Genomic DNA, 22,206 nt, shown 5'->3' with positions numbered 1-22,206 from the left:
GGGGCCCCGTGGTGACCTTCTTACTCCACCAGTTGCAGTGGAGCGGTCGAATTGCCGAAGCGGGTACCTTTGGCGCGGAAGGCATCCAGTGCGGCATTCCCCGTTTCAGGGAACGTGATGGGATCAAGGATCGTGCCGGGAACGGTGGTGATCACGGCCGGATCCAGCGCCTTGTTGATGAAGGCGGTGGTTACGGCGCCCCAGGCAGTGCCACTCTGGTTATAGCGCTGGCCGTTCACCGCATTCTTGCGCGTATTGACGGAAGCCTGATAGAAGTAGTCGTACCGCCCGCTGATTGCCTGTGCCTTGTTGAAGGTGGTGGTGCCGACGCTTGCGCCATCGATGCTCGTGAATTGCCAATTGCTGGCTCCGGTCGGAATATTTTCCAGGCCGAGGATGCCGATTGCGCGCTGGCCCTTGGCGAATACGCCGTCCAGGACGCCTGGTACGTTGCCGGCGCTAGGTTCAGTGCGCACGGTGTATTCGCTATAATTCACTGGATCGCCCAAATCACCCGACAGATTGATTGGATCTACGGTACCCCCAAAGGCGGCTCCGCCCGGGTTATTCAGGAAGTACTGGTTGGCGGCCGCTTTGGCACCTGAACCGAAGTTCCGGTCGATCACCACCACAGGACCCGCTGGCAGATTTCCGGTATCCGTCGCATTTCTCAGCTGGCTCCAATCCTGGATACCGCCTGAAAGGATCGCCGCGATTTCAGCCTTGCTGAAACCATTGGGCCGCTGCGTCGCCAGGTTGTTGGTGACCGCAATGCCGTTCACGACGGCATAAAGCGGCTGGGATGTAACATGGCTCAACTCGGCTGCAGTGACGGGCGAGACGCCGGAAGGCAGGTTTAAACCGGTGAAAAGCGCCAGCTCTTCATTCGCAAGACCGATATCCGGCGCCTTGGGATCCGTCAGGCCGGTATTAGTGATCCGATAGGAAGGATTGCCGCCGGCGCTGATAAGCGTCGCGTTGCCGATAACCCGGTAGTAAGGCAGGGTCTGGCCGCGAACCAGTGGACCGATGCCGTTGGCAAATACGCCTCCGAGGGAGCGATAGACAATCAGAACGTTCGAGCCAGCCGGCAGGGACCCGGCAGCGGCGGCAAGCTTGCCGTATACGGCACGGAATGACCTGCCCTTGGCATTGCCCGCATCATCAGTGTAGTAGTCTATGGTGCCCGGGGTGAATAACGACTTGGCGATGGTCTCAAACACATTGTTTTGCTCTGCGCCCCCACCTGTGTAGAGGATCAGGTCCGGCGTGACGGTAGGACCCACCGCATATGACTGGCCGGTAAAGGCCAGCGCCAGGGAGGCAGCGAAAAGTTTCAGTTTCTGTTTCATTTCAATATCCTTTTAAAATAAGTTGAATGCCGAATATTTTGGAATTATTCGGGCAAAGCTACTCCCCGTCCGGCGAAAGTGTGCCGGGCTTTTTACAAACGGGGAGTGAGTTGTTTTAAATCTAGGACAGGGAGTTGGAACGGCGCCGGGCGATAGTGCCCACCAGAGCCAGACCGGCCAGAAGCATCGCCCAGGTTTCAGCTTCCGGGACAGGAGAAACGCTAAGCTCTCCGGCGCTGCTCAGTGTCACCGTACCCAATAACGCCGCATTCACGATAGCGGTATTGGAGGTCCCATTTTTTGTGATTTCGTAAAAACTCAGGCTCTCTCCTAATCCCGCAGTTGTATCGAAATTAGCTTTAGTATTCCAATTGGAGCCATGCGCAACTTCATATGATGCAAAGTCGGCGGAGCCGTCTTTCAGATGCAGGTAGGTATTTCCCCCCACAAACCCCGGGGCGTCTATGGCGCCTTGGCCGCCGTTCGCGCCTACCGAGCTTGCTGCAGTTATATATGAATTTACATTGCCAACCCAGGAATTCAGTTGAGCATTACGCGTGCCGTTGGGAACGCCGTCAGCGGCTCCCGTTGTCAGGAAGCTGATAGGGTCCCCATCTAGCGAACCGGAATTGGTATCCGCTGCTATCAGGTTCCATTTGATATCCGCTACATGGGAGGCACCCACGGCGGAGAGAAACGAATTCCAGTTTGCGTCTGCAGCCAGGTTGTGAGAGAACGACGATGATGCGGTGATGTCATCCTTGCGCAAACCGGTATCCCATGCAAAGGTATAACCGCTCACGGACTCATACGCATTGAACAATACCGAGCTATTCCCCGTTGTACCCGTATATGCGGCAAAAGCAGAGCCTGAAGTGGCTAGCGCCACCACAGCCGCGAGATATTTGATCTTGTTAGATTTCATTAAAAGCACTCCTTGATTTCAAATTTATGAAGTAACCGAACTGCACTTGCATCGTAGGGGGAAATTTTCATAAATGAAAACAACATATTCGCATTAGGAAATGAGTTGCTTTCATAATCTGAATATTTATCGGCAAATGATTCGTATAATTCCTGTTCAGAGGATAAACATGAACCAAGAAATTCACAAAGTACAAAAAAATGTAACGTATTGACTTTTAGTCATGTTGTTTGTAGCCCGGATATTTCATCAGCCTGCCCCGAAAATTATCAAAGTGGCATGAATGACGGCATTTGATGAGGCGTGTTGAGGTCCAGTTTGTGCCACCAGACTTCGTGGGCAATAGTCGTAACTAAGGAGCTGTCGGAGCACGTTTCTTTCGTGCCTGAGGCGGCTTTTGGAAAGGATTTCCGAACAAACTGTTGCTATCCGGAAGATTTTCCTTAAAATCTAGCGGCGAGTTGATCCAGAAGTAGAGCGCTGCTGATCGTCCGGGCCTCGTCCGGGTTTTATGGCATCTAGTATATTCGGGCAAATCAATGCTTTCGAGCGATGAGATAAAAAAATGGAAATCGTATCCAGAAAAGAACAACATAATATTAATAAGCTGCACAAACGGCTGAGGCGCCTTGTCGGTACAGCCATTGCCGATTTCAATATGATCGAGGCGGGAGACCGGGTGATGGTGTGCCTATCGGGTGGCAAGGATAGCTATGCGTTGCTCGATATCCTGCGCAGCTTGCAGGCCCACGCGCCATTGCCGTTCGAATTGATTGCGGTCAATCTGGACCAAAAGCAGCCCGGTTTCCCCGAGCATGTATTGCCGGGCTATCTAACCAGCATTGACATGCCTTTCCGCATTGTCGAACAAGATACCTATAGCGTGGTGAAACGTGTCATTGCGGAGGGTAAAACAACTTGCAGCCTGTGCTCGCGTTTGCGCCGGGGGGTGTTGTATCGCGTTGCAGGCGAACTGGGAGCGACAAAAATCGCGCTGGGGCATCATCGCGACGATATTCTTGAAACGCTGTTCCTCAATCTGTTTTACGGCGGCAAGCTGAAGACCATGCCGCCCAAGCTGGTGAGTGATGATGGCCAGCATATCGTGATTCGTCCGCTTGCCTATTGCAAGGAGAAAGACCTGGAAACCTATGCCCAGATTGAAGATTTCCCGATCATTCCCTGTAATCTGTGCGGCTCTCAAAAAAATCTCCAGCGGCAGGCGGTAAAAGAAATGATGCAACAGTGGGATAAGAAATTTCCCGGCAGGCTGGAGACGATGTTTACGGCATTGCAGAACGTGCAGCCTTCGCATTTGGCTGATCCCACGCTCTATGATTTTTGCGGGCTTAAAACGGGAAACGGACCTGTCGCTGATGGCGATAAGGCGTTTGACCCGGAAACATTCGAGCCTGCGATGGCGGAAATCCTGAGCTTGAACAAAAGCTGAATTCCGGTACTTCAATTTGACTGAATGAAATTGCCCGGCATGTCGATGAAGAGATTGTTCAGATTCGTTATATTCCCAATGGTTTTCCTTGTTTTGCTAACGACAGCGTTGCCCACACGCTCTGCTCTGCCGTTCGATAACAAGAGTAGCGTTCCTTCGCTGGCTCCGCTGCTTCAGGACGTGACGCCGGCCGTGGTAAATATTTCGGTGCAGACCCGCTCCGCCATCGAAGACAATCCATTGTTTCGCGATCCATTTTTTCGCCGCTTTTTCGAACTTCCTGATCAGGCAGCCCGTCCCGAGCGCAGCGCCGGATCGGGGGTGATCGTGGATGCGGCTAAAGGGTATGTCGTTACCAATTTTCATGTGGTCAAGGATGCCCAGCAGGTTCTTGTCACGCTCAAGGACAGGCGGCAGTTTCAGGCGAAGCTGGTGGGAACGGATCCCGGCACCGATATTGCCTTACTGAAAATTGAAGCAAAGAATTTGCGGGCTCTGAGCCTCGGTGATTCCGATTTGCTTAAGGTAGGGGATTTTGTTGTGGCTATCGGCAACCCGTTTGGTCTGGGACAGACCGTCACTTCCGGTATCGTCAGCGCGTTGGGCAGAAGCGGACTTGATATCGAAGGGTACGAGGATTTCATACAAACCGATGCATCCATCAATCCGGGCAACTCCGGCGGCGCACTGGTGAATCTCAAAGGGGAGTTGATCGGTATCAACACGGCCATTATCGGCCCCTCCGGTGCCAGCGTCGGCATCGGTTTCGCGGTGCCAAGCGCGATGGTCAAGTCGGTGCTGGATCAGATTGTGCGCTTTGGAGAGGTGCGCCGCGGCAGGCTGGGCGCGAACGGTGAAGATATCACCTACGATCTTGCATCCTCTCTGGGATTGGCCTCCACCGAAGGCGCCATCATCAGCACGGTTGACCCCGGCTCGCCTGCGGAAAAGGGGGGGTTGAAGCCACGTGACGTGGTAACGGCGATCAACGGGCGCGCGGTGCGCAGTGCCGTGGATTTGCGCAATAAAGTAGGGATGAGGCCGATTGGAGAAACAATAGACCTCAGGCTGATAAGAGATGGCAAGCCTCTGACCGTAAAAATAAAGATCGACAAGCCGCCTGAATTGGCCGGTAGCGGGGCGGTAGCGGTGCCTCAGCTTGCGGGTGCGGCAGTAGCAAATCTCAAAGCGGGTCGCGGGCGAACTGAAGGTGTGCTGGTGACCGAGGTGGATGCCAATAGTCCTGCCTGGCTGCATGGGTTCAGGCCGGGAGACATCATCATCGGAGTTAATCGCAGGAAAGTACGCTCGATACAGGAGCTCCTTGCAGTTCTGAAAGCAAGCGAAGATGCCCTCATTTTCGATCTGTTGCGCGGGGACTTCAGGCTGACAATTGTCATCCGCTAAACATTTTTTCATGGCGTCTGCATGCCGCCTCGCGCTCAAATCGACACTGCTCGTTCTGCACGGTCGCGGTATTCCGCGTCGTTGCGCCTTGCCCTGTATCCCAGAAATCGCATATTCACTCTATCCAGCTCCCGGATTCAGGTGAATAGACCAGGCCACTTCCGGCGGCGCGCCTAGCGCTACCCTGTCTGGAGGCCGACGCAGAACGGAATTCCTCATCAATGAGACAATACGGATGGCACCGGGGGTATTTGTTCGCGGTATAATTCTCAGCTTTATGGCGAGCCGGATTATGCAAGAAAAATATCATCCGCAGCAAATCGAACAGGATGCCCAGCGGCATTGGGAGACGAGTGCCGCTTTCAAGGCCGTTGAGATCGCTGGCAAGCCGAAATATTACTGCCTGTCGATGTTTCCGTATCCATCCGGCAAGCTGCACATGGGGCACGTGCGCAACTACACGATTGGCGATGTGCTATCGCGCTATCGCCGCATGCAAGGTTATAACGTGTTGCAACCCATGGGATGGGATGCTTTCGGTCTGCCCGCGGAGAACGCAGCGATACAAAATAATGTACCCCCCGCGCGGTGGACATACGACAATATCGCTTACATGCGTAAGCAGTTGCAGAGTCTGGGACTGGCTATAGACTGGGACCGCGAGCTTGCCACCTGTGCACCGGATTATTACCGCTGGAATCAGTGGTTTTTTCTGAGAATGCTGGAAAAAGGATTGGCTTATAGAAAGACCGGTATTGTAAATTGGGACCCTATCGATCAGACCGTGCTTGCCAACGAGCAGGTGATAGATGGGCGCGGCTGGCGCACCGGGGCGCTGGTGGAGAAACGCGAAATCCCCATGTATTACATGAGAATCACCGCCTATGCCGACGAGCTCTTGGAGACACTGAGTGTCCTGCCCGGCTGGCCGGAGCGGGTCAAGACCATGCAGGCCAACTGGATCGGCAAGAGTTTTGGTGTCGACGTTATCTTTCCTGCCGATACGCTTTCGGGTATGCCACAGGCGCTGAAAGTTTTTACCACCCGTGCCGATACACTGCTTGGCGTAACCTACGTTGCCATCGCGGCCGAGCATCCCGTTGCGTTATATGCCGCGAGAGGCAATCCAAAACTTGCCGAATTCATTGAGGTTTGCAAGCACGGCGCCACCGTGGAAGCGGAACTTGCCACCCAGGAAAAGAAAGGGATGAACACCGGGCTGTTTGTTATTCACCCGCTGACCGAGGCGAAGGTGCCGGTATGGATCGCTAATTACGTATTGATGGGCTACGGTGAAGGGGCGGTAATGGCTGTTCCGGCCCATGACGAACGCGATTTCGAGTTTGCAGCAAAATATTCGCTGCGAATCAGGCCGGTGATCAAGCCGAGTGACGGCAACCTGGCAATCCCCCTCACGCAGGCGTATGTAGAACATGGTGTGACCTTTGATTCAGGTGAGTTTTCCGGCCTTGAATTCCAGGCAGCGGTGGACGCGATAGCGGCAGTGCTGGAACAGAAAGGGCTGGGCGAAAAACGGGTGCACTATCGCCTGCGCGATTGGGGCATTTCACGCCAACGTTACTGGGGCTGTCCCATTCCCCTGATTTATTGCGATACATGCGGCGTGGTACCGGTTCCGGATGACCAGCTTCCCGTAGTGCTTCCGGAGGATCTTGTGCCGGATGGTGCCGGCAATCCGCTGGCAAAAGCCCCGTCATTTTACGAGTGTTCCTGCCCGGCCTGCGGCAAACCCGCACGCCGGGAAACGGATACCATGGATACTTTCGTGGATTCCTCCTGGTACTACATCCGTTATGCCTGTACTGGCCAAGGCAAGGCGATGGCTGAAACCATGACCGATGCGCGCGTGAATTACTGGCTGCCTGTAGATCAATATATCGGTGGCATCGAACACGCTATTTTGCATCTTCTCTACTCCCGCTTCTGGAGCAAAGTCATGCGTGATCTCGGGCTGGTAAAGTTTGATGAGCCATTTGCCAACTTGCTGACGCAAGGCATGGTGCTGAATGAGATCATGTTTCGGAAAACCGAAACCGGACGCGTCACCTATTTCAATCCGGCGGACGTGGATATTCAGACGGACGAGCAAGGCAAGCCGATCGGTGCGCTGCTGCGCGCGGATGGCCAACCGGTTGAATCCGGGGGCATTGGCACCATGTCGAAATCCCGGAATAATGGTGTTGATCCGCAAAAACTGGTGGAACAATATGGTGCCGATACCGCCCGTCTATTCATGATGTTCGCCAGCCCGCCAGAGCAGACGCTGGAATGGGCGGATACCGGAATGGAGGGTGCTTTCCGCTTTCTGAAACGGTTGTGGAAACAAGTGTATGAGTACCTGCAACAAGAAGTGCTGACGGACAATCCGGCGCGAGGTAACGATGTTGACGGGCAACTCAAGGCTTTGCGTTTTCAGTTGCATCAGACCATTGCCAAAGTGAGCGACGACCTGGGTAGACGCCACACTTTCAATACCGCCATCGCGGCGGTGATGGAATTAATGAATGCTCTCGGAAAACTGGAAGATTCCAGCCCGGCAGCACTTGATTTGATGCGGGAATCGCTGGAGAAAATCGTATTGCTGCTGTCGCCCATCGTTCCTCATATCTGTCATGCGTTGTGGCACGAACTCAAACCGGGAACCGAACTCCTCGATCAACCATGGCCGCAAGCCGATAGCACTGCTTTGGTGCAGGATGAAATTGAGCTGGTAGTGCAAGTTAACGGTAAACTACGCGGTCAGATATGTATTGCCAATGATGCAAAGCGAGAGGCGATTGAACGTATGGCGCTGGAAAGTAGTCAAGTACAGAAATTCATCGCCGGAAAGACAGTCAAGAAAGTGATATTAGTGCCGGGCAGGCTCGTGAATATCGTTGTGTGAGGATATAAGCGTCACCCGTGAGGATTTAACCATGAAAAATATCTTGTTGGTTGCATTGTGTTTCGTGCTCACCGCATGCGGTTTTCAGTTGCGCGGTCAAGCCTCGCTGCCGTTTAAAACCATTTATGTTTCTTTTCCCGTAGGGCATCCCATTGGCATGGATGTTAGGCGTCTCATTCAGGCGGGTACCACCACGCGTGTGGTTGAAAAGGCAAAAGACGCGCAAGCTACGCTGGATATTATCAGTGTAGTGAATGACAAACAAATCATGTCGGTATCGGGAGGCGGAAGGGTGCGCGAGTTCGAATTGCGATACCGGGTTTCTTTTCGCCTCTATGATGCCAAAGGAGTAGATCTCATTCCCACCAATGAGATTGCCCTGCGTCGCATTATTCCCTATACCGATGCGCAGGTCGTGGCAAAGGAGGGAGAGGAGGCAATGCTCGTCCGAGAAATGCAAAGTGACTCCGCGGAGCAAATCTTGCGGCGACTGGAGGCGGTGAAAGTAGCACCCGCCAAATCCTCCTGAATCCGGCAATGCGGTTCAATCGCGGGTTCAGGTGAAGACCTGGAAACGGTGCAATCCGCCTCGTAGCGGACCCACGCAAAAAGTGAGAATCGGGTTGCGCAAGAAATCTATATGGATCAAAGTATTATCCCGGAAAATGAGCGGCCAACCAGCGGATTCTAGGATAATAGCTTAAAGCCATGCGTATTAGCCCCGAGCAGCTTTCCCGGCATCTTCAGAAACAGCTTGCGCCGCTTTATACGGTATTTGGCGATGAGCTGCTGCTGTCCATTGAAGCAGCCGATTTAATTCGTACCAGGGCGCGTCAGGCCGGCTATGGTGAGCGTGAGATTTTCACGATAGATCATCACTTCAATTGGGCTGACTTGCGGCAGAGCAGCAGTAGTCTTTCACTGTTCGGGGAACGACGTATAATGGATATACGTATTCCGTCCGGCAAACCAGGAATTCAAGGTAGCGCGACTATAGAAGCATATTGCCATTCGCTGCCACCCGACACTGTCACGCTTGTTACCCTGCCTAGAATTGACAAGCAGGGTTCTGCTGCAAAATGGTTTCAGGCGCTTGAGAAATCGAGTGTAATGATTCCGGTTTCCCCGGTGGAGCGTGGCCGCTTGCCCGCATGGATTGGTCAACGGCTTGAAATGCAGGAGCAAAGTGCCGAACCCGAGACATTACAATTTCTTGCCGGCAAAGTGGAAGGCAACCTGCTCGCGGCCCACCAGGAACTCAAGAAACTCGCGCTGCTCTACCCGGTGGGCATGCTATCTTTCAATCAGGTGAAGGATGCGGTGCTGGATGTGGCGCGTTACGATGTTTTCAAACTGTCCAATGCGATGATGGCGGCGGATACCGTCCGGTATACCCGGATATTGGAAGGCTTGCAGGGCGAGGGTACGGCATTGCCGTTTATTGTTGCTACACTCGCGGGCCAGATTCGCTCGCTGATTGTCATTCTTGAAGGACGGGATTCAGGCAGGCCACTCATGCAACTGATGAATCAAGCCAGGGTATGGGGGGGAGATCAACAGAAAATTGTGGAAAGCGCAGTCAGTCGTCTCAATATGAAGCAATTGGTGCAGGCCTTGTTGCATACCGCGAAAATAGATAGGATCAGCAAAGGTGTGGCGCAAGGTGACGCATGGGATGAATTGCTGCAACTGGGATTGCGTTTGGCGGCTGGCAAGCGGTGACAGCGTCCATCATTGTTGGATCAGTTACGAGTGAGTCAATTCATTGTCTAAGCGGAAGTGAGATATGGATATCATAGACATTAAAACTTACATGCAATCAATAGGACGCGAGGCTCGTAGCGCATCGCGCCTCGTCGCCAGAGCGGAGACCGCCTCTAAAAACCAGGCTCTCGCCATCATGGCGATGGCCATCCAGCGCGATGAGCAGGAGCTGTTGGCCGCGAACGCAAAGGATGTGGAAAACGCAAAAATAAGAGGGCTGGATACGGCACTGATTGATCGTTTGACACTGACTTCGAAAGGTATTGCCGGCATGGCGGAAGGTCTGCTGCAAATTGCCGCGCTGGCGGATCCAATCGGGGAAATCAGCGATCTGAGTTTCCGCCCCGCTGGCATACAGGTAGGGAAAATGCGCGTACCCCTTGGGGTGGTGGGGATCATTTACGAAGCGCGTCCCAACGTTACGGCCGACGCTGCGGGATTATGCCTTAAGGCAGGTAACGCGGCCATACTGCGCGGTGGGTCGGAAGCGATTCATAGTAACCAGGCCATCGCGGCTTGCGTAAAGGAAGGATTGAAAGCCGCCGGGCTGCCTGAGACCGCGATTCAGGTGATCGAAACCACTGATCGGGCGGCTGTGGGGGAACTCATCACCATGAAAGAGTTCGTTGACGTGATCGTACCGCGTGGCGGCAAGGGGTTGATCGAGCGTATTTCCGATGAAGCACGTATTCCGGTCATCAAGCATCTGCACGGTATATGCCACGTTTATATAGACGAGGGAGCCGATCTGGATAAGGCTATCCGCATTGCCGACAACGCCAAGACACAGCGTTACGGAACCTGCAATACTATGGAAACGCTGCTGGTGCATGAAGCTATTGCCAGGGAGGTGCTACCTCCTCTGTGCAAAATCTATCTAGATAAAGGAGTGGAGCTGCGTGGTGATGCACCATCTCGCGCCATCATCGCGCAAATGAATGAAGCGGTGGAAGAGGATTGGCACACCGAGTATCTTGCGCCGATTCTGAGTGTGCGAGTGGTAAGTGGACTGGATCAGGCCATCGAACACATTGCCGTTTATGGCTCGCAGCATACTGATTCAATCATTACCGAGGATTATAGCCGCGCCCGCCGTTTCCTGCGCGAGGTCGATTCCAGCTCAGTGATGGTAAACGCATCTACCCGCTTCGCCGATGGGTTTGAATACGGCCTGGGTGCAGAAATCGGCATCTCCACCGACAAGATTCATGCGCGTGGCCCGGTGGGATTGGAAGGGCTGACCAGCCAGAAATTCATCGTACTGGGCGATGGACACATCAGACAATAAATGAATCAGGCAACAATATTTCCAACAAAGAGAGCCACGAGAAATTAAGAGAGCTCGGATTTTTTCCTTATATAAAGTTTGTCATGACTCAGTTGATCGAAATAAAAATCCCTGATATCGGGGACTTCACGGACGTTCCCGTTATCGAACTGCTGGTGAAGCCGGGTGATACGGTGGAAAAGGAAACATCGCTTATCACGCTGGAAACCGACAAGGCGACGATGGAGATTCCCGCGCCTCAGGCGGGCATCGTGAAGGAGATTAAAGTCAAGATCGGCGATAAAGTGTCGGAGGGGACGATCATACTTGTATTGGAAACAGCGGCTGAACCGGCCAAGCCAGCTTCGTCGGCTGAGCCGATTGAGACGCCTGTTCCATCATCGGCGTCCGAACCGAAGAAGGCCGGGATGTCGCCAGACTCGTCTGCCAAGGTAAATTCAGAATCCACGCCGGCCGGATCTCGCGATATTCCACAGGGCGATATTCATGCCGATATCGTGGTACTGGGTGCGGGACCGGGCGGCTATACCGCCGCGTTTCGCGCCGCCGATCTCGGTAAAAAAGTCGTCATGATCGAGCGTTACCCCACGCTCGGCGGTGTATGCCTCAATGTCGGCTGCATCCCCTCCAAGGCACTTCTGCATGTGGCGAAAGTCATCACCGAAGCAGAAGAAACAGGGCACCAAGGCATTGTTTTCGGCAAGCCCGCCATAGAACTCAATAAGTTGCGGGCATGGAAAGAATCTGTCGTCGCCAAACTTACCAAGGGACTGACTGGATTGGCGAAGCAGCGCAAGGTGCGAGTGGTGCAAGGAACGGGTAAGTTCGTTTCTCCGAATATGATTCAGGTGGAAACGCCTGATGGCCTGAGAACCGTATCTTTCGAGTACTGCATCATCGCCGCAGGCTCAAGCGTGGCACGCATTCCCGGCTTTCCCTATGATGATCCGCGACTCATGGATTCAACCGGTGCGTTGAAACTGGACGATATTCCCAAACGTATGCTTATCATTGGCGGGGGCATTATCGGCCTGGAAATGGCGACCGTTTATGACGCACTCGGGTGCAAAATCAGCGTAGTGGAGTTGATGGATCAATTGATCCCCGGCGCAGATGCGGATCTCGTCAAGCCTCTGCACCGGCGTATACAGAAACGCTACGAAGCGATTTACCTAAAAACCAAGGTTACAGGGATCGAGGGGCAGGAGAATGGCTTGAGAGTTACATTTGAAAGCGCATCCGATACCGTCCCCGCACCTGAACCGCAGCTCTACGACCGCATTTTGATGGCGGTGGGGCGCCGCCCCAACGGCCGCGATATCGGCGTGGAGAACACCGGCGTCAATATCGATGAACGTGGGTACATTCCGGTAAATAAACAGCTGCGCACCAATGTTCCACATATTTTTGCCATCGGTGATATTTGCGGCGAGCCTATGCTCGCTCACAAGGCATCGCATGAAGGCAAGCTCGCCGCGGAAATCATTGCGGGCGGAGACCATACCACAGAAGCGGCATTTGATGCCCGCGCCATTCCCTCTGTGGCTTACACCGACCCGGAAATCGCCTGGATGGGCTTGACCGAAACCGAAGCTGGCAAACAAGGCATCGAGTACGAAAGAGCGGTGTTTCCCTGGGCGGCAAGTGGCCGCGCGATCGCAATGGCGCGCGACGAAGGGTTGACCAAACTGCTACTGGACAAAAAGAGCCGCCGTATTCTTGGTGCGGGCATCGTAGGGGTGAACGCCGGCGAGCTGATCGCCGAAACAGTGCTGGGGCTTGAAATGGGCGCGGATATGGAAGACATTGGACTCACCATCCACCCCCATCCAACCTTGTCTGAGACCGTATTTTTTGCGGCCGAAATTGCGGAAGGGTCGATTACTGACCTGTATATGCCGAAGAAATAAGAGCAATCTCGAATGATATGACTGCCTAAGTCGAAGACCCATTATTCCGGGTTATTTGGGTGAGAAAAACCGTGTCTGTCTTCGATAGCTTTCTTATTCGCAGTATCTTCGTTAGTCGCTAGTTTTTTCAGATTCCTCGTCGTACCGGGGGCAGCTTCATGCTGACCTGATATTTGCGATAAAGATCCAGTACTTTTGGCACATACATCCGGGTCTCTTGGAACGGCGGAATCTGGTTTCCATATTTAACGACATTGTTCTCCCCTGCATTGTAAGCAGCCAGTGCCAGGCTTACGTTGCCATTGAACATTCTCAGCAGGTCACTCAGATATCGGGTACCGGCATGAAGATTCTGTACGGGATCGAAACGGTCGGTGGCGCCATATCGCCGCGCGGTATCCGGCATGAGCTGCATCAGGCCCGCCGCGCCTTTTTTTGACACTGCCGTGGCGTTGTAAGCGGATTCCGCGGAAACCACGGCATGTATCAGCGCACTTTCCAGGGCGTAAATCCTGGCAATTTCTTCGATGATGGCGCCATACTGAACCTTGGCCGGCGTATCAGGCCGCCTGTCACGTGTGCCGGGAATTGTTTTCTTGGCAACGGCGTCGTTGGTCGACGTAAACGGAACGTAACGTTTATCCGTGGGTACATTGCTGAAATGTGCGACACCATTTTCGTCGGTAAACCAATAGATAGTCGCATTGGCTGACTGCGCCAGGCTGTAGGTCAACAAGACCGTAAAGGTGAATGCAAGGGGCGAAAGTTTCATGATGATGGCTGAAGAAGGAGTGTCTTCATTTTCTGCCTCTTTTTTTGAATTATACTCAGGCTCATGACCGGAATATTAAATAAATAAGAAATCGCTCTTCATATTCCGAATGAGAGCCGATATATTTCTACTGAAAGTCTATGGGTTATCTTGTATTACGGCAGAAGCTTGCCGTCCACTTAGGTAATCCGCAATCGCGACAAACTGTGTCACCGATAAATTCTCCGCCCGCTTTCCCGGGTCGACTCCCAGTGCCGTGAAGTCTTCTGGTTTGAGATACCCGTGCAATGTGTTGCGCAACGTCTTACGCCGTTGCGAAAACGCGGCGGAGACAATTCCAGCAAATATGCTTTCCTTGTGAGCTTCAATTAACGGTTGCCTGCGCGGAATCATGCGCACAACCGCCGACTCTACTTTTGGCGCGGGATGGAAGCATTCTGGGGGGACGATGAAGAGTTGTTCCATTTCGAAGCGGCATTGCAACATGACCGAAAGCCGTCCGTAGTCCGGAGTGGAGGGTTGAGCCACCATGCGCGCCACCACTTCCTTTTGCAGCATGAAATGCATATCGCGGATACCGTCTGCGAATCGAGCCAAATGAAACAGGAGTGGCGTGGAGATATTGTAGGGCAGGTTACCCACCACCCGAAGATTCTTTCCAAGCACGGAAAAGTCGAATTCCAGCGCATCGGCCGAATGTATTGTCAGACGCTCTTCCAAAAATTCCCGGTGCAGGCGTTCGACGATATTACGATCGATCTCCACCACTTGCAAATGATCGAGCGATTGTAGCAGAGGACGCGTCAGGGCCCCTAACCCAGGCCCGATCTCCACTAGAAGATCGTCTTTGCCCGGATGGATGGCACGAACGATATCCGCGATGATTGGGCGATCAATCAAGAAATTCTGGCCGAAACGCTTACGGGGAATGTGCTGCATGAATCCTGTCTGGCAACCGGTGTCGCGGGAATCCGGTTTGGTATTTATGGTAAAGCACCAATTTTTCCTGAACTACTTCCGATTTCCGGCCAGCATCATAGCCATATCAATTGCCACCAGTAAACTGCCGGGATCGGCCCGGCCGGTTGCCGCCAAATCCAGGGCAGTGCCATGATCTACCGATGTGCGGATAATAGGAAGCCCCAATGTAATGTTCACGCCTGTGCCAAAGCTGGCATGTTTTAGCACCGGCAGTCCCTGATCGTGATACATGGCGAATACACAATCGTAATTCTTCAGGTGTGAAGGATTGAATAGCGTGTCGGCGGGTAGCGGGCCAATTAAATTCATGCCTTCGTCACGCAGTTCTTCCAGCAAAGGAATGATGATGTCTATTTCCTCTCTTCCAAGATGGCCTGATTCACCCGCATGAGGGTTCAGTCCCGCCACGGCGATGCGGGGCCTCTCGACGGCGAAGCGTGTGATCAAGTCGTGATGAATAATCCGCAGTTTTTGCTCCAGTATTTCGCGGGTGATGGCCGCCGCGACGTCCTTTAGCGGTAGATGAGTGGTGGCCAGCGTTACCCGCATGCCGCCGCCTGCCAGCATCATGACTACCCGGCTGTTCGTGAGCTGGGCAAGATATTCCGTGTGACCGGTGAACGCGATACCGGCGTCATTAATGATACCTTTATGTACCGGCGCGGTTACCATCGCATCGAATTCACGATTCATGCACCTATCAACGGCATGCTCCAACGTTTCCAGAACATAGCGCGCATTGGCTGGATCAAGTTTTCCAGGAGTCGCCGGTACAGCCAGTGGTATGTGCAGTACCTGCAAGCAGCCGATTCTGTGTTCGGTGCTGCTGAGCGGGGAGTAGTTTATTATTTCCAGTGGAAGCCGTAACAACCGGGCGCGCTCTCGCAACAACTCACGGTCGGCGATAACGATCAGCCCGCATGGCAGATTCCGCTGAGCGATTTGTACACACAAATCTGGACCGATTCCGGCAGGCTCACCTGCGGTGAGGGCCAGCTTGGGCGTTACGGAAATTCCAGGAGAGATCATGGCACTACCGGAAGGAAGTCATTTTCTTCACTTATGCTATCGAACGCGTTTGATAACAGCGTTTCGATATTAGCCTTCCTCCAGCCTGTATTCGACGTAAGCCCGATCACGCAATCGTTGCAGCCAGTCCTGGAAAGCCGAGTCGGCTTTACGCGCACGGATTGCCTGGCGCGCCGTTTGCCGCTGCCGTTCCTTGCTCATGTCCTGGGAACGGCGTTCAATTACCTGAATCAGGTGCCAGCCGAATGGGGACTGTACCGGTCCGCTGATTTCTCCGTCCTTAAGTGCGCTCATGGCGTGCTCGAACTCCGGTACGGTGTCACCCGGCGAGACCCAGCCCAAATCGCCTCCTGATGCAGCACTCGCATCTTCAGAGTGCAGTTTCGCCAGTTCATCAAATTTACCACCGTTGTCCAGACGCTCTTTCAGGTCCGTTATTCGGCGCCGGGCATCGCCTTCGGACGTAAGCTCATTGATTTTGATAAGAATATGGCGAGCATGAGTCTGGTCCACCATCGTTATGGCTTCGTTTTGATTGCGCCGGTCGACCAGCTTGAGGATATGAAAGCCGTTCGGGCTCTGGATTATCGAAGATAATTCACCGGGTTTCATTGGGGTCACGTAATCGGCGAATCTCTTGGTCAGCTGGCTGGCGGGGCGCCAATCCAGCAAGCCGCCTTGCATGGCGTCGCTTGCATCGGAGAATTCGGCGGCCACCTTGGCAAACTCGACGCCATCCTTCAATTGAGTCAGAGCCGCTTCTGCTCGCTGCCGCATAGCCTCGATTTTTATGGCATCCGCCTGCTCCGGTAACTGGATCAGAATATGGGCGATGCGGTATTCGCTGCTGTCTGCCGAGTTTTCCTGCGTATGCAAAAAATTGTCCACCTCACCTTCGGTTACGCTTATCCGATTGTTTACCTCGCGTTCTTTCAGCCGTACCAAGATAATTTCGTCGCGAATTTCATTACGGAATTTGTTGAAGCTGATCCCATCCTCCTCAAGCGCGCTGTGAAATTCCGACAATGACAGCTTGTTCTCCTGGGCGATGCGGCGGATAGTCTGGTCGAGTTCGGTATCGCTGACGGTCAGGCCCGTTTCTTTCGCGAGTTGCAGTTGTACGCGATTGACGATGATGCGCTCCAGCATCTGCTTTTCCATTACCGCCCGCGAGGGTGCCTGCATACCCTGTTTCTCTAATTGTTTAACGGCGGCTTTAAGCATCTCATCCAGTTCGTTGCGTGTAATGACATTCTCGTTCACAACCGCGACGATATGGTCTATAGATTGAATACCGCTGGAATAGGCCGGTTGTTGAGCAATAGCGATCCCGGCCGTGAACATAGCCAGCAGAACAGGGGGGCGTAACAAAAATTTCGTGCCCATGCGAATAAGCGTATCAACCAAAATCTGGTGATTGTAGCGTACTCACCATGAAGGTGAAGGTCAAGTGGCGCAAGAAGCCTTTATGGATCATAGCGCTAAACTGGAGAACGAGCAGTCCACTGCCGATTTAAGTTCAAAGATTGCAGAGTAAGGAAATCATGGCAATCCGCGAGCCTTCGCAATTTATTATCCGGGCTATGGCCCCTCCACTGTGCCACTCCCTTGGCTGCCGGTCCTGGTGTATCCAGGAATGCTACGCTGCAATACCTGTAGCGGGTTTGATCCGATTTGCATCAGGCCATTCAACTCAAGTTGCAAAAATGCCGCAGTCGTTGTTTTCTGCGTGGCAAGAGTCAGATGCTGGACCACGAACCGCAATGACCAGCAGCAGGCATTATACTCAAGTCCCGCCAGCCCTTCCAGAATCTTCTGATCCAGTACCGAGTAATTCAGCCGTGCCACAGTTTGCCATCGTTCCGACCATCGCCATTGTGACGACGCGTCGACCTGGTGCAACACATCGCGGGTAAACCGGTAGCCAAAATTTATTACCCTGCCAGGTTCGGGGCGATAGCTCAAGCCTGAACGCACCACGTCAGCCATCAGCCTGCTGTGGTCAAATTGCACGCTGGTATCGGTGCTTATCGTTGGGGTGATAAACCCCGAGATCGCGGCAATAAAATCCGGTCTTCTGTTGATTGTCGAAGGCGCGTCCAAAGTGATGCGGCGATCTATAAAGCTTAGTTGATGACCTATGGCGAGCCGCAAACGCTCTTTGCCGGTGTCCGCCTCAATCAGGCGGGATGTAAGCGCAAAGGTCAGCTGATTTGCGTCATTGATACGGTCGCTGCCACTAAAGCGATTTTCGGTCAAGATCTGGGCAAAACTGAAATCCGTCTTGGCGGAATCGAAATTGGGTAGTGAATTCTGGTCACGGAATGGCACATAAACGTAAAAGAGCCGTGGCTCGAGAGTCTGGGTAAACCGTTCTCCGCGTAATTCCGTTTTTCGATCAAACATGACGCTGCTATCCACGCTGAACAGGGGCAGGGTGCGGGACGGATCCGTATCTTGTGGTACGCCGGAGGATGAGCCAGGAGACTCGAGGTTATATGTCGTATGATGCAGGCCAACCTTCGGAGTGATATAACCAAATGCGCTTCGCATAGGATAGCTGACGTTGGGAAAGAACGTGACCCGTTGACCACTTACCAGAGTAGGGTGGGAAAAGTTCGTGTAACTGCTGACAAGATTGAAATCCAGTCCGAGAACATCGGCCTTATTCGCGGTAAGGGTAACTTGCGGTAGCCGCTTGTAAGGAGGGGTAATCGGGTTCCGGGGATCCTGGATAGTCTGAAATTGCTGCACGACTGAAGTGATATTCAGCGTCCCGTTGTCTCCCAGATTACGATTGTAGGCGACAAGACCCTGTTGCAATAGATTGGTTCGGGAGGTCAGATTCATGGTATTACCGAGATCACGGAAATAGGTGTCGTCGGATACCCTGTTGTAGTCCAGGCGGGTGAACCAATGTTGACCGAAGGTCTGATTATGTCCAAACGACACCCGATAGCGGGTTTCTTTGGTATCAAGGTCGGTTGGCAATACCTCGGCAATCAAGTTGCCATTTAACGTGGTTCCCAGATAGCGGAACTCGCTGTTCAACGCGACACCACGCTTCGACATCGCGCGCGTAGAGATTGTTGCATCAACGTTGGGTGCGATGTTCCAGTAAAACGGGACCGTCAGTTCTACACCTGTCCGGACATTGTAACCGTACAAGGGGGCAAGAAGCCCGGTCTTGCGTTTCCCGCTGAATGAGAAATTCATCCAGGGCGTATACAGGATTGGGGTATCCTTGAATGTCAGTTTCACTTTCCGGGCGGTACCCACTTTCTTTGCGTTGTCGATTTCGACATCGTCAACTTGCAAATACCAATCATCATCTCCAGCCGGACATGTTGTATAGGTCGCTTGCCGAAGCCGGTATCGATCCTCGCCTTCAAACAGCAGCATATTGGCGTTGCCCCGGCTGCTTGCATCTTTTAAACGATAGTTGGGATCGCTTAATTGCCCGGTTTTATCCACCAGATTGAACTTGAGCTGTGAGCCCTCCAATATATCTCCGCGTTGTTCGACACGTACACCGCCTTGGGCCTCGGCTATATCCGTATCCTGATGGTATTTCATTCGATCCGCAGAGATAAACTGGTCGCCGTTAAACAGTTCAGCCTTCCCGATTGCATCAATCTCTTGTCCGGTGTGACCCTCCAGGCGATCCGCCGAAACAAACACAGGTCTAGCTTCCTTCTTTTTCGGCTTGGTGGATGGAGCAGTCAATGCACTTCCATCTTTCAATGCCACCAATCGGGGCTCATCGCCCGGCGCCACCGCGCCACCCAGACGCAGCCGGGTATCGCCTTCCTGCTCAAGGTGTCCCCAAATTTGCTCGGTCCCGATGGTTACGGGCTTATTTTTACCGGGTTCTGTCCCCGCGCCCGGCATTGCCAGCCTGCTTCCATCTTTTAACGCGGGGGCCGGCGCCGATGGGGTAGGCACCGGTCCGGTTTGGCCGCCTTGGGCACCACTACGCAGTTGAGCCTCTCCCTCCCGTTCAAGATGTCCTGGCAAGTGCTCGACCCCAGCCAATACAGACGCATCGTCTTTGCTTTCCGCAGCGGTAACAGGCAATCCTGAAGCGGGTCCATCTTTTGCGGCCGGCGATAGTGTATAGTTCTGCTGCGGCTGCAATGGGGCACTGTCCGGCGCATTGCCGGACTGTTTGACGGGTACGTTATTTTGATCGGCTGAGACAACAGGGCCGCGACGCAACTCGGTATCGCCCCTAGCCTCGATTTCATATTCATGATGACCTTGTATGCGTTCCGCATCGATGAATACAGGTTTGTTATTCTTGGTTTCTGCCTTGGCGGCGGGGTCTGTCCGTTCACTCCTGTTTTTCGATGTTGAAGGTGGCGTGTCGGCATGTGCATTGAATACAAGGCAGAATAAACAGGCAGACCAGCGGATGGAGCGGGAGAGACGCGATTTCATGTGTGAATATTCATCCTGAAACGGCATCTTGACACGGATGAGCTACCATTTCCGGATTTATAAGTCTCGCATCATAGGTATGAGGGCGCGACAACACTTAGCCTGGTGGGGTCGGGTTAGGAAAATCGAGAACGCTCCGCATTAGGCCCAGTTGCTTGGTGGACCTTGATGATAAATTAACGAGAGCAAAACCGTAAGTGTAACAAAAAATGAAGGACAACCTATCGCATGCTTGCGTGCGGACGCGAAGGAATCTCTTAACAGGTCCCCCGACATCGCGCTCCATGGCGGACTTGCTCAGTTAGATCCGCTGGCCGGAAGGGGTGGAATGCGCGATTTCGCGAGGGTTGCTTTCACCTAAAAGCCGGTGTTGATCGCTCATTTTTCAGTCTAGAATTATGATTTCGTAAAGAATTTATTTGATATTTGATGCTCATCTTTTGGGTGAGCCCGCTCCCGGGTCTGGCACAGTTCTTCCGGTTATGCCAGGAATTTAGGCCCTCATTGGCCATTTCCTTGTGCAATAGCTGGTAAAGACCGCAACTTTGCTTTGCGCCAAAGCCGCTATCGTTTATTCATATTCAGGAGTTGAGCCTTGCATATTCATATTCTCGGCATCTGTGGCACATTCATGGGTGGCGTCGCGGCAATCGCACGCGAAGCGGGTCATGAGGTGAGCGGCTGCGACGCTGGCGTTTATCCACCCATGAGTACGCAATTGGAGGCCCAGGGGATAGCGCTGATAGAGGGATTTTCCCCCGAACAAATCCGGCTGAATCCTGACTTGTTCGTAATCGGGAATGTGGTAACTCGCGGCAATCCGCTGATTGAGGAGATCCTCAACCGCAACCTTCCCTATATTTCCGGTCCGCAATGGCTATCTGAAAATATATTGCGCGACAAATGGGTTCTGGCGGTCGCGGGGACTCACGGCAAGACCACGACCAGTTCGATGCTGGCGTGGATACTCGAATACGCCGGCATGAAACCGGGGTTCCTGATTGGAGGCATACCACGGAACTTCGGGTTGTCGGCCAGACTGGGCGGTTCGCCCTTTTTTGTCATCGAAGCGGATGAATATGACACCGCTTTTTTCGACAAGCGTTCCAAGTTTATTCACTTCCGCCCCAGAACCGCGATTCTCAATAACCTGGAATTCGATCACGCCGATATATTTGCGGACCTTGCGGCAATCGAACAGCAGTTTCACTATTTTGTACGCGTAATTCCTGGTAATGGTCTTATCGTCAGCAATGGGAAAGAGGGAAGCCTGGAACGTGTGTTGACCAAAGGATGCTGGACGCCGGTGGAACGAGTAGGAATAGCCGATGGCTGGCAGGCGAATATCCTGGCCGATGGCGGGGCTGCAATCCATTTCATGGGCGAAGTCCAGGGAATATTGTATTGGGAGTTGCTGGGAGAACACAACCGCATGAATGCGCTGGCTGCGCTGGCTGCGGCTCGCCATGCCGGCGTGCCGGTCAGCATCGCTATCGCCGCGCTGATGCAATTCAAAAACGTGAAGCGCCGCATGGAAGTGCGCGGCGAAATCAATGGCATTACGGTATACGATGATTTTGCGCATCATCCCACTGCCATCCGAACGACTCTCGAAGGCTTACGCAACACCGGCGGCGCACGCATCATCGCTGTGCTGGAGCCCCGTTCCAACACCATGAAAATGGGTATATGGAAAAACAGCTTGGCGGATAGCCTTGCGGTGGCTGATCTGGTGTTTTGCTATACGGCCAATCTCGGCTGGAACGCGAAAGAGACATTGAGCGGCATGGGCAGCCGGGCGGTGAGCCATGACAATCTGGAGCAGCTAATCGCAGCCATCGTGGCTGCGGTTCGTCCTGGCGACCGTGTTCTCATCATGAGCAACGGTGGTTTCGGCGGTATCCACGAGAAATTGCTCAAGGCGATAGGAGAAACCACTACAAGTTAATGATTATGTTGTGGCCGCTATGACCTGAGGAGCGA

15 protein-coding genes are annotated in these 22,206 nt (G+C 53.3%); 8 read left to right on the top strand and 7 right to left on the bottom strand.

All coding sequences use genetic code 11. From position 1 onward, the window contains the following. Window positions 1-20 precede the first annotated feature (20 nt). Together BLO43_RS08090 and BLO43_RS08085 are read right to left on the bottom strand one after the other, a co-directional pair. On the bottom strand, window positions 21-1,352 hold the full coding sequence (locus tag BLO43_RS08090; protein ID WP_090906634.1) for a substrate-binding domain-containing protein: 1,332 nt from the start codon (window positions 1,350-1,352) through the stop codon (window positions 21-23). 121 nt (window positions 1,353-1,473) lie between these two features. Next, window positions 1,474-2,277, bottom strand: coding sequence for an FxDxF family PEP-CTERM protein (locus BLO43_RS08085; RefSeq protein ID WP_090906633.1), 804 nt, complete (start codon window positions 2,275-2,277; stop codon window positions 1,474-1,476). 565 nt (window positions 2,278-2,842) lie between these two features. Here BLO43_RS08085 and ttcA point away from each other — a divergent pair. From ttcA to lpdA, 7 genes are all read left to right on the top strand, one after another. Then, complete coding sequence (gene ttcA, locus BLO43_RS08080; protein WP_090906632.1) at window positions 2,843-3,727, top strand: tRNA 2-thiocytidine(32) synthetase TtcA; 885 nt, start codon at window positions 2,843-2,845, stop codon at window positions 3,725-3,727. Between the two features lie 78 nt (window positions 3,728-3,805). After that, on the top strand, window positions 3,806-5,134 hold the full coding sequence (locus tag BLO43_RS08075; RefSeq protein ID WP_254773390.1) for a DegQ family serine endoprotease: 1,329 nt from the start codon (window positions 3,806-3,808) through the stop codon (window positions 5,132-5,134). Window positions 5,135-5,426: 292 nt separating this feature from the next. Continuing rightward, window positions 5,427-8,039 (top strand): leucine--tRNA ligase, encoded by a 2,613-nt coding sequence (gene leuS, locus BLO43_RS08070; RefSeq protein ID WP_090906725.1) that lies wholly within the window; start codon window positions 5,427-5,429, stop codon window positions 8,037-8,039. Window positions 8,040-8,070: 31 nt separating this feature from the next. Beyond that, a complete protein-coding gene (gene lptE / locus BLO43_RS08065; protein ID WP_090906631.1) occupies window positions 8,071-8,568 on the top strand; it encodes an LPS-assembly lipoprotein LptE in 498 nt (165 codons plus the stop codon). A 179-nt stretch (window positions 8,569-8,747) separates the two neighbouring features. Further along, a complete protein-coding gene (gene holA / locus BLO43_RS08060; protein ID WP_090906630.1) occupies window positions 8,748-9,761 on the top strand; it encodes a DNA polymerase III subunit delta in 1,014 nt (337 codons plus the stop codon). Window positions 9,762-9,825: 64 nt separating this feature from the next. Next, entirely contained in the window at window positions 9,826-11,091 is a 1,266-nt protein-coding gene (locus BLO43_RS08055; RefSeq protein ID WP_090906629.1) for a glutamate-5-semialdehyde dehydrogenase, read from the top strand. Between the two features lie 83 nt (window positions 11,092-11,174). Continuing rightward, window positions 11,175-13,001 (top strand): dihydrolipoyl dehydrogenase, encoded by a 1,827-nt coding sequence (lpdA, locus tag BLO43_RS08050; protein WP_090906628.1) that lies wholly within the window; start codon window positions 11,175-11,177, stop codon window positions 12,999-13,001. A 127-nt stretch (window positions 13,002-13,128) separates the two neighbouring features. Here the strand turns inward: lpdA and BLO43_RS08045 are convergent, their stop codons facing one another. From BLO43_RS08045 to BLO43_RS08025, 5 genes are all read right to left on the bottom strand, one after another. Further along, a complete protein-coding gene (locus tag BLO43_RS08045) occupies window positions 13,129-13,773 on the bottom strand; it encodes a lytic transglycosylase domain-containing protein (RefSeq protein ID WP_090906627.1) in 645 nt (214 codons plus the stop codon). Window positions 13,774-13,911: 138 nt separating this feature from the next. After that, window positions 13,912-14,712 carry a 16S rRNA (adenine(1518)-N(6)/adenine(1519)-N(6))-dimethyltransferase RsmA gene (rsmA, locus tag BLO43_RS08040; protein WP_090906626.1) on the bottom strand — a complete coding sequence of 267 codons (801 nt, stop codon included), beginning with the start codon at window positions 14,710-14,712 and terminating at the stop codon, window positions 13,912-13,914. 72 nt (window positions 14,713-14,784) lie between these two features. After that, entirely contained in the window at window positions 14,785-15,783 is a 999-nt protein-coding gene (pdxA, locus tag BLO43_RS08035) for a 4-hydroxythreonine-4-phosphate dehydrogenase PdxA (protein WP_090906625.1), read from the bottom strand. Between the two features lie 69 nt (window positions 15,784-15,852). Further along, window positions 15,853-17,169, bottom strand: a complete 1,317-nt coding sequence (locus BLO43_RS08030) for a peptidylprolyl isomerase (protein WP_090906624.1) — start codon at window positions 17,167-17,169, stop codon at window positions 15,853-15,855. Window positions 17,170-17,364: 195 nt separating this feature from the next. Then, the gene (locus BLO43_RS08025; protein ID WP_090906724.1) at window positions 17,365-20,223 is read right to left on the bottom strand and encodes an LPS-assembly protein LptD; all 2,859 of its coding nucleotides are present in this window, start codon (window positions 20,221-20,223) and stop codon (window positions 17,365-17,367) included. A 595-nt stretch (window positions 20,224-20,818) separates the two neighbouring features. Here BLO43_RS08025 and mpl point away from each other — a divergent pair. Beyond that, window positions 20,819-22,171, top strand: a complete 1,353-nt coding sequence (mpl, locus tag BLO43_RS08020) for a UDP-N-acetylmuramate:L-alanyl-gamma-D-glutamyl-meso-diaminopimelate ligase (RefSeq protein ID WP_090906623.1) — start codon at window positions 20,819-20,821, stop codon at window positions 22,169-22,171. Window positions 22,172-22,206: the final 35 nt, after the last annotated feature.

Origin of the sequence: Nitrosospira sp. Nsp13 (genome assembly GCF_900101945.1) — a bacterium.
GTDB classification, from domain to species: Bacteria; Pseudomonadota; Gammaproteobacteria; order Burkholderiales; family Nitrosomonadaceae; genus Nitrosospira; species Nitrosospira multiformis_D.
The sequence above is the reverse complement of the archived record's forward strand: the minus strand, read 5'-3'. Positions and strand labels throughout refer to the sequence as shown.

What these genes read in the sequence shown, in the direction of transcription:
- BLO43_RS08090 (WP_090906634.1), bottom strand. Translation starts at nt 1,352, where the DNA reads ATGAAACAGAAACTGAAACTTTTCGCTGCCTCCCTGGCGCTGGCCTTT.
- BLO43_RS08085 (WP_090906633.1), bottom strand. Translation starts at nt 2,277, where the DNA reads ATGAAATCTAACAAGATCAAATATCTCGCGGCTGTGGTGGCGCTAGCC.
- ttcA (WP_090906632.1), top strand. Translation starts at nt 2,843, where the DNA reads ATGGAAATCGTATCCAGAAAAGAACAACATAATATTAATAAGCTGCAC.
- BLO43_RS08075 (WP_254773390.1), top strand. Translation starts at nt 3,806, where the DNA reads ATGGTTTTCCTTGTTTTGCTAACGACAGCGTTGCCCACACGCTCTGCT.
- leuS (WP_090906725.1), top strand. Translation starts at nt 5,427, where the DNA reads ATGCAAGAAAAATATCATCCGCAGCAAATCGAACAGGATGCCCAGCGG.
- lptE (WP_090906631.1), top strand. Translation starts at nt 8,071, where the DNA reads ATGAAAAATATCTTGTTGGTTGCATTGTGTTTCGTGCTCACCGCATGC.
- holA (WP_090906630.1), top strand. Translation starts at nt 8,748, where the DNA reads ATGCGTATTAGCCCCGAGCAGCTTTCCCGGCATCTTCAGAAACAGCTT.
- BLO43_RS08055 (WP_090906629.1), top strand. Translation starts at nt 9,826, where the DNA reads ATGGATATCATAGACATTAAAACTTACATGCAATCAATAGGACGCGAG.
- lpdA (WP_090906628.1), top strand. Translation starts at nt 11,175, where the DNA reads ATGACTCAGTTGATCGAAATAAAAATCCCTGATATCGGGGACTTCACG.
- BLO43_RS08045 (WP_090906627.1), bottom strand. Translation starts at nt 13,773, where the DNA reads ATGAAACTTTCGCCCCTTGCATTCACCTTTACGGTCTTGTTGACCTAC.
- rsmA (WP_090906626.1), bottom strand. Translation starts at nt 14,712, where the DNA reads ATGCAGCACATTCCCCGTAAGCGTTTCGGCCAGAATTTCTTGATTGAT.
- pdxA (WP_090906625.1), bottom strand. Translation starts at nt 15,783, where the DNA reads ATGATCTCTCCTGGAATTTCCGTAACGCCCAAGCTGGCCCTCACCGCA.
- BLO43_RS08030 (WP_090906624.1), bottom strand. Translation starts at nt 17,169, where the DNA reads ATGGGCACGAAATTTTTGTTACGCCCCCCTGTTCTGCTGGCTATGTTC.
- BLO43_RS08025 (WP_090906724.1), bottom strand. Translation starts at nt 20,223, where the DNA reads ATGAAATCGCGTCTCTCCCGCTCCATCCGCTGGTCTGCCTGTTTATTC.